Origin of the sequence: Cytobacillus mangrovibacter (assembly GCF_042865275.1) — a bacterium.
Lineage (GTDB): Bacteria > Bacillota > Bacilli > Bacillales > Cytobacillaceae > Cytobacillus > Cytobacillus mangrovibacter.
The window spans coordinates 582,245-594,785 of the sequence record NZ_JBIACJ010000001.1 but is presented as its reverse complement, the minus strand read 5'-3'; the positions used below and the strand labels follow the sequence as shown (position 1 = coordinate 594,785).

The 12,541-nt window shown below is 37.5% G+C and carries 16 protein-coding genes; 12 read left to right on the top strand and 4 right to left on the bottom strand.

All coding sequences use genetic code 11. From position 1 onward, the window contains the following. Positions 1-54 precede the first annotated feature (54 nt). The 3 genes from ACFYKT_RS02925 (at position 55) to ACFYKT_RS02915 (ending at position 1,417) form a co-directional block, all read left to right on the top strand. Complete coding sequence (locus ACFYKT_RS02925; protein ID WP_389215151.1) at positions 55-483, top strand: hypothetical protein; 429 nt, start codon at positions 55-57, stop codon at positions 481-483. A 53-nt stretch (positions 484-536) separates the two neighbouring features. Then, positions 537-980 (top strand): YlbF family regulator, encoded by a 444-nt coding sequence (locus ACFYKT_RS02920; RefSeq protein WP_389215149.1) that lies wholly within the window; start codon positions 537-539, stop codon positions 978-980. A gap of 161 nt (positions 981-1,141) precedes the next feature. Then, positions 1,142-1,417 carry a YlbG family protein gene (locus ACFYKT_RS02915; protein ID WP_389215146.1) on the top strand — a complete coding sequence of 92 codons (276 nt, stop codon included), beginning with the start codon at positions 1,142-1,144 and terminating at the stop codon, positions 1,415-1,417. A gap of 30 nt (positions 1,418-1,447) precedes the next feature. Here the strand turns inward: ACFYKT_RS02915 and ACFYKT_RS02910 are convergent, their stop codons facing one another. Further along, positions 1,448-1,837: a DUF7147 family protein gene (locus ACFYKT_RS02910; RefSeq protein WP_389215143.1), complete on the bottom strand. Its 390-nt coding sequence runs from the start codon at positions 1,835-1,837 to the stop codon at positions 1,448-1,450. 196 nt (positions 1,838-2,033) lie between these two features. Between ACFYKT_RS02910 and ACFYKT_RS02905 the strand changes: the two genes are divergently transcribed. The 3 genes from ACFYKT_RS02905 (at position 2,034) to coaD (ending at position 4,833) form a co-directional block, all read left to right on the top strand. Next, a complete protein-coding gene (locus ACFYKT_RS02905; RefSeq protein WP_389215141.1) occupies positions 2,034-3,455 on the top strand; it encodes a stalk domain-containing protein in 1,422 nt (473 codons plus the stop codon). A gap of 323 nt (positions 3,456-3,778) precedes the next feature. After that, a complete protein-coding gene (gene rsmD / locus ACFYKT_RS02900; RefSeq protein WP_389215138.1) occupies positions 3,779-4,333 on the top strand; it encodes a 16S rRNA (guanine(966)-N(2))-methyltransferase RsmD in 555 nt (184 codons plus the stop codon). 17 nt (positions 4,334-4,350) lie between these two features. After that, positions 4,351-4,833 (top strand): pantetheine-phosphate adenylyltransferase, encoded by a 483-nt coding sequence (gene coaD / locus ACFYKT_RS02895; RefSeq protein ID WP_389215135.1) that lies wholly within the window; start codon positions 4,351-4,353, stop codon positions 4,831-4,833. A gap of 51 nt (positions 4,834-4,884) precedes the next feature. Here the strand turns inward: coaD and ylbJ are convergent, their stop codons facing one another. Then, positions 4,885-6,099 carry a sporulation integral membrane protein YlbJ gene (gene ylbJ, locus ACFYKT_RS02890; protein ID WP_389215132.1) on the bottom strand — a complete coding sequence of 405 codons (1,215 nt, stop codon included), beginning with the start codon at positions 6,097-6,099 and terminating at the stop codon, positions 4,885-4,887. A 213-nt stretch (positions 6,100-6,312) separates the two neighbouring features. Between ylbJ and ACFYKT_RS02885 the strand changes: the two genes are divergently transcribed. Beyond that, positions 6,313-7,104, top strand: a complete 792-nt coding sequence (locus tag ACFYKT_RS02885) for a patatin-like phospholipase family protein (protein ID WP_389215129.1) — start codon at positions 6,313-6,315, stop codon at positions 7,102-7,104. Continuing rightward, positions 7,101-8,117 (top strand): SepM family pheromone-processing serine protease, encoded by a 1,017-nt coding sequence (locus ACFYKT_RS02880; protein WP_389215126.1) that lies wholly within the window; start codon positions 7,101-7,103, stop codon positions 8,115-8,117. The genes ACFYKT_RS02885 and ACFYKT_RS02880 overlap by 4 nt, the downstream gene beginning before the upstream one ends. 13 nt (positions 8,118-8,130) lie before the next feature. Here ACFYKT_RS02880 and ACFYKT_RS02875 read toward each other — a convergent pair whose 3' ends face one another. Beyond that, the gene (locus tag ACFYKT_RS02875; RefSeq protein ID WP_389215123.1) at positions 8,131-9,348 is read right to left on the bottom strand and encodes a nucleotidyltransferase; all 1,218 of its coding nucleotides are present in this window, start codon (positions 9,346-9,348) and stop codon (positions 8,131-8,133) included. A 172-nt stretch (positions 9,349-9,520) separates the two neighbouring features. Between ACFYKT_RS02875 and ACFYKT_RS02870 the strand changes: the two genes are divergently transcribed. The 4 genes from ACFYKT_RS02870 to ACFYKT_RS02855 all read left to right on the top strand — a co-directional run bounded on the left by ACFYKT_RS02870 (position 9,521) and on the right by ACFYKT_RS02855 (position 11,838). After that, positions 9,521-10,045 carry a YceD family protein gene (locus ACFYKT_RS02870; protein ID WP_389215121.1) on the top strand — a complete coding sequence of 175 codons (525 nt, stop codon included), beginning with the start codon at positions 9,521-9,523 and terminating at the stop codon, positions 10,043-10,045. A gap of 86 nt (positions 10,046-10,131) precedes the next feature. Further along, complete coding sequence (rpmF, locus tag ACFYKT_RS02865; RefSeq protein WP_053475556.1) at positions 10,132-10,305, top strand: 50S ribosomal protein L32; 174 nt, start codon at positions 10,132-10,134, stop codon at positions 10,303-10,305. Between the two features lie 91 nt (positions 10,306-10,396). Continuing rightward, positions 10,397-11,155: an enoyl-CoA hydratase/isomerase family protein gene (locus tag ACFYKT_RS02860; RefSeq protein WP_389215119.1), complete on the top strand. Its 759-nt coding sequence runs from the start codon at positions 10,397-10,399 to the stop codon at positions 11,153-11,155. Positions 11,156-11,250: 95 nt separating this feature from the next. Further along, a complete protein-coding gene (locus tag ACFYKT_RS02855) occupies positions 11,251-11,838 on the top strand; it encodes an RsfA family transcriptional regulator (RefSeq protein ID WP_389215116.1) in 588 nt (195 codons plus the stop codon). A 100-nt stretch (positions 11,839-11,938) separates the two neighbouring features. On the opposite strand, the gene ACFYKT_RS02850 is transcribed toward ACFYKT_RS02855, so the two are convergent. Further along, positions 11,939-12,412 carry an N-acetyltransferase gene (locus ACFYKT_RS02850; protein WP_389215113.1) on the bottom strand — a complete coding sequence of 158 codons (474 nt, stop codon included), beginning with the start codon at positions 12,410-12,412 and terminating at the stop codon, positions 11,939-11,941. Between the last annotated feature and the right edge of the window lie 129 nt (positions 12,413-12,541).

Below are 12,541 nucleotides of genomic sequence, written 5' to 3'. Positions count from 1 at the left end.
TTTTTGTAGGCAAAACTAATGCATGTTGATGTAGGAATAAAGGAGCGATAGACAATGAAAGGCATAATATACGTATGTATTGTTTGTCTATTCATGATAGCCGCAGGTTGTCAGAAAGACATCCCAGAGCCTGAAACGAGAATAAGTGTACAACCTATCAGTTTCAATATGGAATCTTCGGATATTCCTGTTTTTAACGTTGAATCCAATAGTAATGATCCATTTTATGTTGGGTATGAGGTTGTTGGCAGGAATGTATTAATCGAATGTATTGTTCAAGGTATTACCTTTAGAGAGTCAGCAGACAATATGAAAGGCAAAATTATTCTATATGTAGATGGTAAGAAGAAAGAAGAGATCAATTCTGCTGCATTCATTGTAAAAGCTCTGCCACCTGGAAAACATTTTCTGAAATTAGAAGTCGTTAAGGAGAATGATCCATCAGTCATTATGAAAAAAGAGTTTAGTGTTCAGATAAGATAACTTTCGATTTTCATCGTTTCATGGTAAAATATGAAACGGAGGTGAGCTTTATTTTGCTTGCTACAATTGAAGGGATAGAAATTTTGGATGAAGCTGATCAAATAGCAGCTATGATTATTGAATCAGAGGAGGCGGACTATTACCGCCAATGTTTATATAGATTAAGAAACAATAAAAAGACGCAACAGAAGATTAGGGACTTCGTGAAAATGAAGGAGCTTTATGAGGAAGTTCAGCGTTTTGGTAAATATCATCCAGAATATAAAACAGTCATGAAGTCTATTCGAGAATTAAAGAGAGAAATGGACATGGATGATAATGTAGCTGAGTTTAGGAAGGCTGAAAATGGTCTGCAAGCGATTTTGGATGAAGTAAGCGTACTAATTGGACGCTCTGTTTCAGAGCACATAAAGGTTCCAACTGGAAACCCATTCTTTGATAGTTCATCGAGCTGTGGAGGCGGATGTGGGACCGGAGGAAGTTGCGGATGTTCATAAAGCTTGATCATAAACGGCATGGAAAAGTATCCATGCCGTTTTCATCAACCATTACTATATTTTCAATTTTCTGATGATTATTTTGATTGATCATTGTAAAAGATTGTTTCTTTATGCTAGACTGAATAAAAAAAGAATTACTCTTTAAAGGGGAAGAAAATATGCTGGGTCAACGGCAAGGGATTATTGTCTGGCTTTATACGCTAAAACAGGCAAAAATGTTAAGAAGGTTTGGAAATGTCCATTTTGTTTCTAAACGATTAAAATATGTAGTACTATATTGTGATCTTGATGAAACAGAAGGCTTAATTTCAAAGATTAGTTCCTATTCATTTGTTAAAAAAGTCGAACCATCCTACAAGCCGTTTCTTAAAATGGAATTCGAAAATTCAAAGCCAGATAAGGCAAAAGAATATGACTATAAAATGGGAATATAAAAAAGTTGAGAGTCTATGCTCTCAACTTTTTTATTGTAATGGCGGGATATAGTGATTTAATCGCAAGATTCCAATTAGATACTGATAAAATAATTCCTTTTCTGCGAACACTGTTGATGGCTTAATGTCAAACTGGATGATTTCTTTATGAAGTTCTTCTGCTGTCTGTGCAAATAAATCAAACCGTTTATTCGGTGTGACCTTTGGATTTGGAATTCCCTCCCTGCAAATATATAGCGGTTGAAAATTGCCAGGAATAGTTGGTTTTAATACGACAATAAGGGATGTAACATCTTTATTTGCGATGGTTGTGTGAATGGCCATTAGATGGCAAAGGCGCGCTTGATTGGCTTTTGCAATCTCAATTAGTTCATATATATCGGAATATCCCTCTCCGATCTCAATAAAACGCTGAATCAAGTCAAAATTCCTCCTCTAAATCAAAAAAATTGCACTATCCCATACTTTATCATTTTCTATTCGAAAATTGAAGCTTCCCTTTATTTAAATGTCGTTAAAATCATACACAATCTGCTAAATTCATTCAAATTTCATGTGACTGATGTCGATTGATTTGATATGGTTAGTATAAAGAAAAATGGTAAGGGGAATTTCGATGTGGAGAACAGCTAGTCTAATTTTTGTGATTTTTTTGACAGCTATTGGAGGAGTGTTGTCTTGGCAATGGAAAGCTTATTCAAAGCAAGCTAGCCTAGGGGACGACAATATCGAAAAAGTGGTGCAGGAACTTACTGTACAATCTAGCGAAAAGGACCTGCATATAACGCAAAGAATATCTGGTTTAAAACCAGATAAAGAATATCAAGTTGTTATACCTGGGGAACTGTTTCAATGGTTATGCATAAAAGACAATGGAGATCCCTGTGAATCAAAAGATGAAAATCCACAAACATTTTTACCTGATAAAGATACATTGATCTTTCAGTACACCATTCCTATTCAAAAAATAGATACGGCTTTTCTACTTAAAGAATGGACGACAGACCTCTTGGGAGTAATCGTAAAAGCTACTGACATTGAAATTATTGATATAGTCAGAAGGAAGGGGTCCTGGGTAGCTGGAATGCCTTTAAAGGGAATAAAAGAAATGGATTTAATTGATTATTATTTATTTAAGGGGAATGGGGCTGCTCCTGCCTTATACTGGCAGCCGGCTGCTCTCCAGAATAAACAGACAAATAAAGAAGTTAGCTACTATATAAATCAGCAAGGACTAGTGAAGGATTATGATTTCGAAGAGCTGAACCGTTTGAAAGGGTATCCCTTTGTATCTGTTGTGTTTACAGATCAATTGAATGAAAACAGCGGAAAAGGGATGATCGTCACCTCATCAAATACAAAGGAAGAAATGCTTAAACGAAAGCTTGTTCATTATTATTACCAAATGAAGTTTAATGAACTGTCTGCTGATGAGAAGTGGCTTCTGGATGTTTTCACATCTTATACAGCAAAGCTTACCCCCCTGTCTGAAAAAGGAAAGGCGATTCTTCAAGAATTAAAAGAAAATCTGTCAGAGGACGAACTAGCCGCACTTTTCAATGAAATAAACAATGGATCAGGGGAAATGAACACAGAAAAACTGGACAAGTTCATTTATAAAATTAAGGGGTTACCTACACGTTTTTTCACTTTGAATAAAACGGAATCCACTAAATGGGTCCCTTTCCATTATTATGACCCTAGAAAAATTAGTATAGGCAATAAGGAACAAATAGAAGGTGAAGCAATCTACGATAAGGGCATGATGCTTTACCCTTTCATGGAGATAATGGAGAAACTCGAATTTGAAGTTAAAGTACTTCCTAACCATAAGTCAATCCTTGTGCTTAAGGGGAGAAATAGCTACCGGTTTTATTTAAATCAGAATATTTTTATTTACAATGAAGAGGATTATGGCCTGCTGGAGAATCCTTTAGTAAATTTGAATGGACATTATTATATGAGCAAACAATGGCTTCAGACTATTTTTAAAATCTCTATTGATGAAGGGAAAGAGGATATTAAGTTGTCATTGTAAAAAGAAAAAAACCCTGCAGAAAAATTCTGCAGGGTCCTTCTATATCCTTTTCTTAGGATAGAAGGCAAAGGGAGAGGAGAAACCGGAGGAAGAACTTATGGGGAAACGTAAGTCTTCTCCGCGGTTGGCAACAACATCCTCGAAATAGATGCTGTTAACCTCATTATTTCCATAATGAGAATGGTTATACACATAATCAGGGATTTTTTCCTCTGTCTGGCAAGCGGCCAGCATTTTTCTATAACAGTTGGCGGCAGGTAATTAATTATGATAGGATAGGAAGGAAAAATGATTAAATGGAATGATTTGTGTGGTGATAAAATATGCGAGTAGTTTCAGGGACCCAGAAAGGGAAAATATTAAAGGCTGTACCAGGCAGTTCAACAAGACCAACAACAGATAAGGTGAAAGAAGCTATATTTAATATTATTGGCCCCTATTTTGAAGGTGGATTAGGGCTTGACTTATTTGCTGGAAGCGGTGGACTTGGAATTGAAGCATTGAGCAGGGGAGCAGAGAAAGTCATTTTCGTGGATAGGGATGGGAAGGCGATTCAGACTATTCATGATAATGTGAAAATATGTGAGCTTGAAGATCAATCTGAAATTTTCCGAAATGATGCAGAGCGAGCGTTAAAGGCTATAGTGAAGAGGGAACTTGCGTTTGAATTTATATTTTTGGATCCCCCTTACAAAAAACAGCAGCTATTAAAGCTTCTTGAACGGATTCATGAGGAAGAATTGCTTGTCAGTGAAGGAACGATTGTTTGTGAGCATAGCTCAGATATAGAGCTGCCGAGCATTGTCGGTAACTTGGTACAACGGAAATATGAAAGGTATGGAGTAATTGCCATAACCATATATGGAATAGATAAATAACATAGAGGGGGATTTATATGGGGGCTATCGCTGTCTGCCCTGGAAGCTTTGATCCAATTACATATGGACATTTGGATATTATCAGGAGAGGGGCGAAAGTTTTTGATCAAATTTATGTTGTCGTGTTAAATAACTCATCAAAGCAACCCCTTTTTTCTGTGGAAGAAAGAATTGAATTAATTAAAGAAGTAACGAAAGACATACCGAATGTAAAAGTAGATTCCTTCCAAGGGTTACTTGTGGATTATGCGAAAAATGTGAATGCGCACGCGATCATCAGGGGGCTTCGAGCGGTTTCAGATTTTGAATATGAAATGCAGATTACGTCGATGAACCGTGTGTTAAATGATGAGATAGAAACCTTCTTTATCATGACAAATAATCAGTATTCTTTTCTCAGCTCAAGTATTGTTAAGGAAGTTGCTAAGTATAATGGAAAAGTGACAGAGCTTGTCCCGCCTTGCGTAGAAAAAGCGCTGAAAGCCAAATTTAAAGAATAAACTAAACGAGCACTTCAAGTGCTCGTTTATCATTCGTGTCGCTTCATTTCATTAAATCGATCTCAATCTTCTCGCAAGTAATACTACATAAACGGCTAGGGCAATGAGTGTAATTAATGGTCCTGTATCTATCATAATAGTAAACCATTTTTGCAGCCATGAATTCTCTCCGAATAGGCCAACAGGGACTGCATTAGATGGCTGTTCCGTGTTATAGAAACGTTCATAGATAGGGTTCCAAAGGATTGCTGCATAGATTGCAGCAAATAGACCGTGGAAAATCCGTGCGATGAAAAAAGGTTTAAAATCAATATCTGTCTGTGCGAGTATGCTTGCAACTTGTGCCTGAACACTAAAACCACTGAAAGCTAATATAAAGCTTGTAATGACAGCTTGCTGCATTAAAGTAGCTTGTTGAACTTGACTCGTCATTTGGCTGCCGAGAGTGATTTCAAATAATCCTGATATAAAAGGAATGCTTAATTCAACAGGTAAGTGGAGCGCAGACAAAATGACTTCTAATCCTCCAGCCAATAAATTTGTAATACCGACATGGAATAGCAGTTTATTTATGACAGAAAAGAGAATGATGAATCCACCGATCATGAGCAATGTCTTAATAGAAGACATAACCGCATCTCCTAGCAGCTTGCCGATTGGGCGATTATCATTGATCCTTGTGCGATGGAGGGCAGAAAGGGCTGATCGAATGGAAGGTACTTTCGTTTTCTCCTTATTTGCTACTTCATGGTTTCTGCCGTAAAATCTCATAACGAGTCCAACAGTGAAATTACCTAAATAATGTGCTAATGCGAGGATTACGCCAAGTTTTGCATTATGAAAAAAGCCAACTGAAACTGCTCCAAATATAAAAAGTGGATTTGAACAGTTTGTAAAGGATACAAGACGTTCAGCCTCGATTTTTGATAGCTGCCCCTCCTGTCTCAACCTAGCTGTTAATTTTGCTCCTGCAGGATATCCGCTGGCCATACCCATTGCCCATGCAAAACCGCCAACCCCAGGTACTCTAAATAAGGGTCTCATTAGCGGTTCAAGGAGCACGCCGATAAATTTCACGACCCCAAAACCAATTAACATTTCGGAAACGATGAAAAATGGCAATAGTGAAGGAAATACAATTTCCCACCACATGTTTAATCCCCTTATAGAGGCGTCAACAGACTCTTGAGGAAATGAAATGAGTGAAATAGCCATCATGGTAACAGAAATGGCAAGAATGATTGTTTTTAATTTAGAACGAAACACAGGCTCGAGCCTCCCTCAAAAGGTGAACTAACTATTTGAAATTAGATTTTAATAAAGAATGCTAATATAATATAAACAAATCATGAATGATGCCTGTCAGACTTGTCCTCATATAAATCAATATACTCATAGAACGAAAAAAAAGACCATAAGATTGAACAAGGGATAGACATTTTCGCTGATACTGTATAAAACAATAAAGGAGGAATTCTTTTGCATCGGCCGAAGATTGGTTTGGCACTTGGTTCTGGTGGGGCGAGAGGGTTCGCCCATCTAGGTGTAATTAAAGTATTAAAGGAAGAAGGAATTCCTATCGATTTAATTGCAGGCAGCAGTATGGGGGCGATGGTGGGCTGTTTCTATGGTGCAGGTTTGGATATTGATCGCCTTTATAAATTATCTAGGGCATTTAAGCGTAAATATTTTTTGGATTTTACTGTTCCTAGAATGGGGTTTATCGCAGGAGCAAGAGTCAAGGAACTCATTCGGATTTTTACACATGGAAAGATGCTCGAACAACTAGATATTCCAGTTCAAGTAGTGGCAACTGACTTAATGACAGGGGATAAGGTGGTATTTGATAAAGGGCCAATTGCAGATGCTGTACGGGCAAGTATTTCTATACCCGGTATTTTTGTTCCAGAGAAATTAAACGGACGCCTATTAGTAGATGGGGCTGTTGTTGATCGCGTTCCAGTTTCTGTAGTGAAGGAGATGGGGGCGGATATCGTTATTGCTATTGATGTGGCTCATGTGAAAACAAATACAGAAATCACTTCCATTTATGATGTCATTATGCAAAGTCTTGATATTATGCAGATGGAATTGGTCACACAAAGAATTGTCGAATCTGATATTCTCATTCGTCCAAGTGTTGAGATGTACAGTTCAAGAGCGTTTACGAATATTGATGAAATCATCCTTATTGGGGAAGAAGAAACAAGGAAGCAAATAAATCAGATTAACAAGCTGATAAAGGATTGGAAGGAGCAGCCGGCTAAATGAGAAATAAGTACTTTTTGCGTTCCTTCATCATCGCTGCAGTTATTATTCTGCTTAGTTCCTTTTATTATCTGCCATACTATGTCTCAAAGCCTGGCATGGCAAAGGAGCTTGAGCCGATTATAAATGTTGAAAATGGTTATGATGAACAAGGAAGTTTTATGCTGACAACGGTTAGAATGGGAAGGGCGAATATTTATTCCTATGCAATAGCTAAACTAAGTAAGTATCAGGAGATATATCCAGTAGAAGCTATTAGGAAAGAAAATGAGACGGATGAAGAATATAATGTCCGCCAGCTTCATTTAATGGCTACGTCTAAGCTATCTGCAATCGAAACTGCGTATAAGAAAGCAAATATTGCAATTTATTACCATTATAATGGGGTTTTTGTCTTAAATGTTATGCCTGGTATGCCAGCTGATGGGAAACTTAAGGCAGGTGACCGGATCTTTAAAGTGGATGGAAATGAATTTGATTCTTCAGAGCAATTTATCAAATATGTTTCAGGTAAGAAGGAGGGCGATGAAGTCAACTTTACCATTGAGCGTAATCAAAAGATCAGTGAAGCAAAGATTCCTTTAAAAGTTCTGAAAGAGACGGGGAAAGTCGGTGTTGGAATTTCTCTAGTAGATGATAAAGAAATGGATGTCCAGCCGAAAGTGACCATTGATAGTAAGGATATTGGCGGGCCTTCAGCAGGCTTGATGTTTTCTTTGGAAATTTATAATCAGTTAGTTGAAGAGGATTTAACTAAAGGTTATCCTATTGCAGGTACTGGTACGATTGACTCAGATGGAAAAGTTGGACCGATTGGCGGAATTGAACAGAAAATTGTAGCAGCAGATAAGGCAGGTGCCGCTGTTTTCTTTGCACCTAATGAAGAGGGTGCGAAAGATTCCAATTATCGTGCGGCAGTCAAAACCGCAAAGGATATTAAAACAAAAATGAAAATAGTTCCAGTTGATACCTTTGATGAGGCTGTGAATTATTTAGAGAATATGAAAGCGAAATAGCGGCTTAAAGCCGCTATTTTGCAATAATGATTGGCGGCTGCTTGAATTCCTTTTCAAGCAGTTTTTTTTGTGCAAATCCAGAAGCTCCCATAGCATAAACTCTAGAAGCTTTAATATCTAGCAAAAGCTGCTGATCCTTTGTTGAGGAAATTCTAGATACCATCGGTAAAGCAAGATCGGCTTTATACTTATTTAAATATTCGCGCCCACTCGTTGTCATACCTAACAGTCGTAAATAAGATGCTTTCTCTTCTTCCATACTCATTTCTTCTTTTAACGTATTCGTTAATATATGGAGACATGCCCTTTGAAGTCTTGTCCATGTATAGCGTTTTGTTTTTAGTCTTTCCATAAATTGCTGGAAGCTTTCAGATTCAAGTGAAGCAGAAAGGATTCGGTTCTCAAGACCCTCCTCCACCTCATAAATGCTTTTTAACTGCTCAGGAGCTGTCTGAACGAGGCGGAATTTTAATAAGGGCCAATACAGCTCCCAATCATGAAAAAGTCCGTATTGTTCCTTATATTCAATAAGCCCCTCATATGTTGATTCTGGAACATATTGTTGAACCGATTCTAATTGTCCATTTAAGGAAAAGAGAGCTTTTCGGATGCTTGTGGCGCTAGCAATGGATTCAGATGCAAAATGTGGATCATGATAGTCTGCATTTTTTCTAGTAACAGTCAACGCTTCAATTGAAGCATTCTGCTCTTTAGCAGCTTTTATGTATTGATAGCCAAGAATATTATTTGGTTTTGATAAATCAATCATATTTTTGTCGGGATGAAGATCATGAAAAGCAAGTGAGGATGCCTTTGGGTAACTATTTCCTTTTTCTAAATGAAGCTTTACTTGCTGCTGATAGCGGGAGTCATTGTTTTTTAGAAAAGAAAGGGTTTCATAAAAGCTATCGATTTGACCTGATTCACTTCCAAAACAAAGAAAACGACACCCTGCAGCTTCTAGAATCGATACCGCTCCGCTCGCAAATGTATTTGCCTGCTGAGTAGCAAATACGTAAGGCAGTTCAAAAACAATATCTACACCTGCCTTTAAAGCCATTTCCGTTCGTTTCCATTTTGAGACTAGTGCAGGCTCCCCGCGCTGAAGGAAATTTCCGCTCATAACGGCGATGACGATATCTGCATTAGCCGCCTTTCTTGCTTCCTCAATGTGAAAAGCATGTCCATTATGGAAAGGATTATACTCGACAATCACACCAACTGCATTCATACTATATTCTCCTTTCATTGTTTAAAAGTGGGATATCATGAGAAAGCTAAGCAAATAAGCAAAAAATAGGTTATAATTATCTGATAATGCTCACATTATACTGTAAAGAAATTTTATTGACAAATAATTATAGGAAAGCTATAATTACCTTTGTTGCCTTGAGGTGATTCGTATGAAATGGACTTTAAGTCAGTTACAAAAATATCGAAGCAAGGATTTTTCGCTTGATGAAATGGTCAATGTGGATGAGATCAAAAATATTGATCCAACCATTAGAGATACTTCACCAATGCATATAACAGGCCGAGTAGATATTGATTCGACCCAAGTAACTTTTCATTTAATAATTAAAGGTTACTTAATCCTTCCTTGTTCTCGTACTTTAGTTGACGTAAAATTCCCAATTAATGTGGAAACAACAGAAACTTTTCTCTTAAAGGATCAGGAATATGAAACTGAAGAGGAAGTTCACCGTGTTGAGGGAGAAGTGATTGACCTTATGCCGGTCATTCATGAGATCCTGATACTAGAAGTTCCAATGCAAGTGTTTTGTGTCGATTCCGGTGAAGAAGGAGCTCCACAGTCCGGTAAGGATTGGGAGGTCATTCAAGAGCAGGATAAACAAAAAAAGATCGACCCTCGCCTTGCGGGACTTGCGCAATTTTTTGATCAAAATGATCCTTCTTCCGATTCATAATCAGAAGAAAAAACAAGAAGCATTTGAAGAATCCAGTTTGCTCTGGCCTTCATAACTTTCTTAATACTTTTAAGGAGGTGGGAAGAATGGCTGTACCTTTTAGAAGAACTTCTAAAACTGCAAAAAGAAAACGTCGTACCCATTTTAAATTACAGGTACCTGGTATGGTATCATGCCCTAACTGTGGTGAAATGAAACTTGCTCACCGCGTTTGTAAAGCTTGCGGAACATACAAAGGAAAAGAAGTTGTTAATAACTAATTTCCCTTTGAGATAAAAAGCACAAGAACATTTTGTTCTTGTGCTTTTTTCTTTGGTAAAATAATCATAACAATCTATAAAGGAGACTCATATGAAACCATACATATTAGAAGCACAGGATGACGGATTATTAGTTTTTACAATTAACAGGCCAGAAAAGAGAAATGCGATTAATTATGAAGTAATGGACGGGTTGGAGGAAGCTCTGGCCAAAGCTTTAGAGGATCAGATAAAAATGCTGGTCATTACAGGTGCAGGAGACCGTGCGTTTTGCTCTGGCGGTGATTTATCAAGCTTCCATCAATTAAGGACAGAAGATGAAGCATTTGAAATGTTGAATAGAATGTCCGCAATATTACTTAAGCTGCTTTTCCTGCCAAAGCCAACCGTTGCATTAATGAATGGTACAGCAGTGGGCGGGGGATGTGAGCTAGCTTCTGCATGTGATTTTCGGATTGCAAGCAGTAAAGTGCTGGCTGGTTTCATTCAGGGAACACTTGCCATTACGACAGGCTGGGGCGGTGGAACCTTTCTATCTGAAAAACTGCAGCCTGCTCAGGCCATGAAGATGCTGATGGAAGCACAGCTATACGATGCAGAGCAATTAAAGGAAATGGGATTTCTGCAATTGATATTTTCTGGGGATCCAATAGAAAATTGCCGACATTTTTTAAATAGAATGCTAGTACTAGAAGGGGATGTATTAAAGGCATATAAAACAATGTTTATAAAAAAATGGATGGAAGCAGGGGTGGAGGAAAGAGTAAAACAAGAAGTGCGCAATTGCGCAGTCTTATGGCAAGGAGAAGCTCATCATCGTCAAGTGGAAAAGTTTATAAATAGACAATAAACTAACAATAATTGTGAATATTCAAACAGGATATCAGTCTATCTTTTCTAGCATAAGCATATGTATTAATAAAAAAACACTAGGAGGGTACACTGATGTCATCAACTCGACAAGATGCTTGGACACATGATGAAGATTTACTTCTTGCAGAAATTGTGCTTCGCCATATTAGAGAAGGGGGAACACAGCTTCAAGCATTTGAAAAGGTAGGGAAGGAACTAACCAGGACAGCTGCTGCCTGTGGCTTTCGCTGGAACTCATATGTTAGAAAACAATATCAATCTGGAATAGAGCTTGCCAAAAAACAAAGAAAAGAAAGAAAGCAAAACCCTCCGGTTGAAGAAGCAGTACAGGTTCTTGAAGCAGACCAGACTTCCTTGGAAGTTCAAGCAGCTATTTCTGAAGAAGAGGAAAAGATTTTCAGATTTGAGGATTTGGTCAGCTATTTAAAGGATTTATATGAAGAGGCGGAAAAATCCAGTATACAAAGTGAAGATTTAAAAACGTATAAAGAGCAGATTGAGAAACTTGAAAAACAATTGTATTATCTTGCTTCAGAAAATGAAAAATTACTGAAAGATTTAAATTCTGTACAAAAGGATTACAGAGCCTTATTAGATATTATGGAAAGAGCGCGCAAGATGGTTGAATTGAAAGAGGAAGCTAGTGAACAAAAGGTATAGTGGGGTGTGTTAAGGCATGCTATTCCTAAAGAAAGGCGGACAATAAAATGTCCGCCTTGTCTATTAACTAAGTTGTCTATTATTGCTCGTTACTTTTCGTTTAATGTGATTGTTCTTTAACCCCTTGAGGGTACCAGACGAGTGGATTTTCTCCAAGGTCTCTTTCCATCTCATAAGAAACTGTAGAGAACCCCATTTTATTCCAGAATTCTTTTGATTTAACTCTAGGATTTGTCTTTATAGGGAGTCCGAAGCTCTTAGCATACTCGACAAGTGCTTTTCCGTAGCCTTTATTTTGGTAGTCAGCAATCACTTCTAGTTTCCAAAGCTCCAAGTAATCTTGAGCAGGTTCGAAATAGCGATCAAATTTCTTCTCTACTTTATATAAGCTCATCCTAGCAACAAGTTTGTCGCCAAAATAGATCCCGTAGAATGGAGAAACGCTATCATCTTCAATAATATTCGCTTCAAGATCCTCGAGCATGGACAGCTCTTGTAAACCATATTCCCTGAACTTTTTAAACTCTTCAAGTGTTTTGTAATTTACTTTTAACTTTTCGATAGTATACATCATAACTTACCTCTCCTTCTTTGATGCAATTAGATGATTATATTCCTCATAATCTATTTCACTACAAAATTTTAAAGAAAGTGCTTACCCTATAATTTTTATTATATAACAAAAAAACAAAAAATTCTGCCT

Excerpts from the sequence above, each read along its gene's own strand:
- rsmD (WP_389215138.1), top strand. The coding sequence starts at position 3,779 with ATGCGAGTAGTTTCAGGGACCCAGAAAGGGAAAATATTAAAGGCTGTA.
- ACFYKT_RS02870 (WP_389215121.1), top strand. The coding sequence starts at position 9,521 with ATGAAATGGACTTTAAGTCAGTTACAAAAATATCGAAGCAAGGATTTT.
- rpmF (WP_053475556.1), top strand. The coding sequence starts at position 10,132 with ATGGCTGTACCTTTTAGAAGAACTTCTAAAACTGCAAAAAGAAAACGT.
- ACFYKT_RS02925 (WP_389215151.1), top strand. The coding sequence starts at position 55 with ATGAAAGGCATAATATACGTATGTATTGTTTGTCTATTCATGATAGCC.
- ACFYKT_RS02850 (WP_389215113.1), bottom strand. The coding sequence starts at position 12,412 with ATGATGTATACTATCGAAAAGTTAAAAGTAAATTACAAAACACTTGAA.
- ACFYKT_RS02875 (WP_389215123.1), bottom strand. The coding sequence starts at position 9,348 with ATGAATGCAGTTGGTGTGATTGTCGAGTATAATCCTTTCCATAATGGA.
- ACFYKT_RS02860 (WP_389215119.1), top strand. The coding sequence starts at position 10,397 with ATGAAACCATACATATTAGAAGCACAGGATGACGGATTATTAGTTTTT.
- ACFYKT_RS02905 (WP_389215141.1), top strand. The coding sequence starts at position 2,034 with ATGTGGAGAACAGCTAGTCTAATTTTTGTGATTTTTTTGACAGCTATT.
- ACFYKT_RS02880 (WP_389215126.1), top strand. The coding sequence starts at position 7,101 with ATGAGAAATAAGTACTTTTTGCGTTCCTTCATCATCGCTGCAGTTATT.
- ACFYKT_RS02855 (WP_389215116.1), top strand. The coding sequence starts at position 11,251 with ATGTCATCAACTCGACAAGATGCTTGGACACATGATGAAGATTTACTT.
- coaD (WP_389215135.1), top strand. The coding sequence starts at position 4,351 with ATGGGGGCTATCGCTGTCTGCCCTGGAAGCTTTGATCCAATTACATAT.
- ACFYKT_RS02915 (WP_389215146.1), top strand. The coding sequence starts at position 1,142 with ATGCTGGGTCAACGGCAAGGGATTATTGTCTGGCTTTATACGCTAAAA.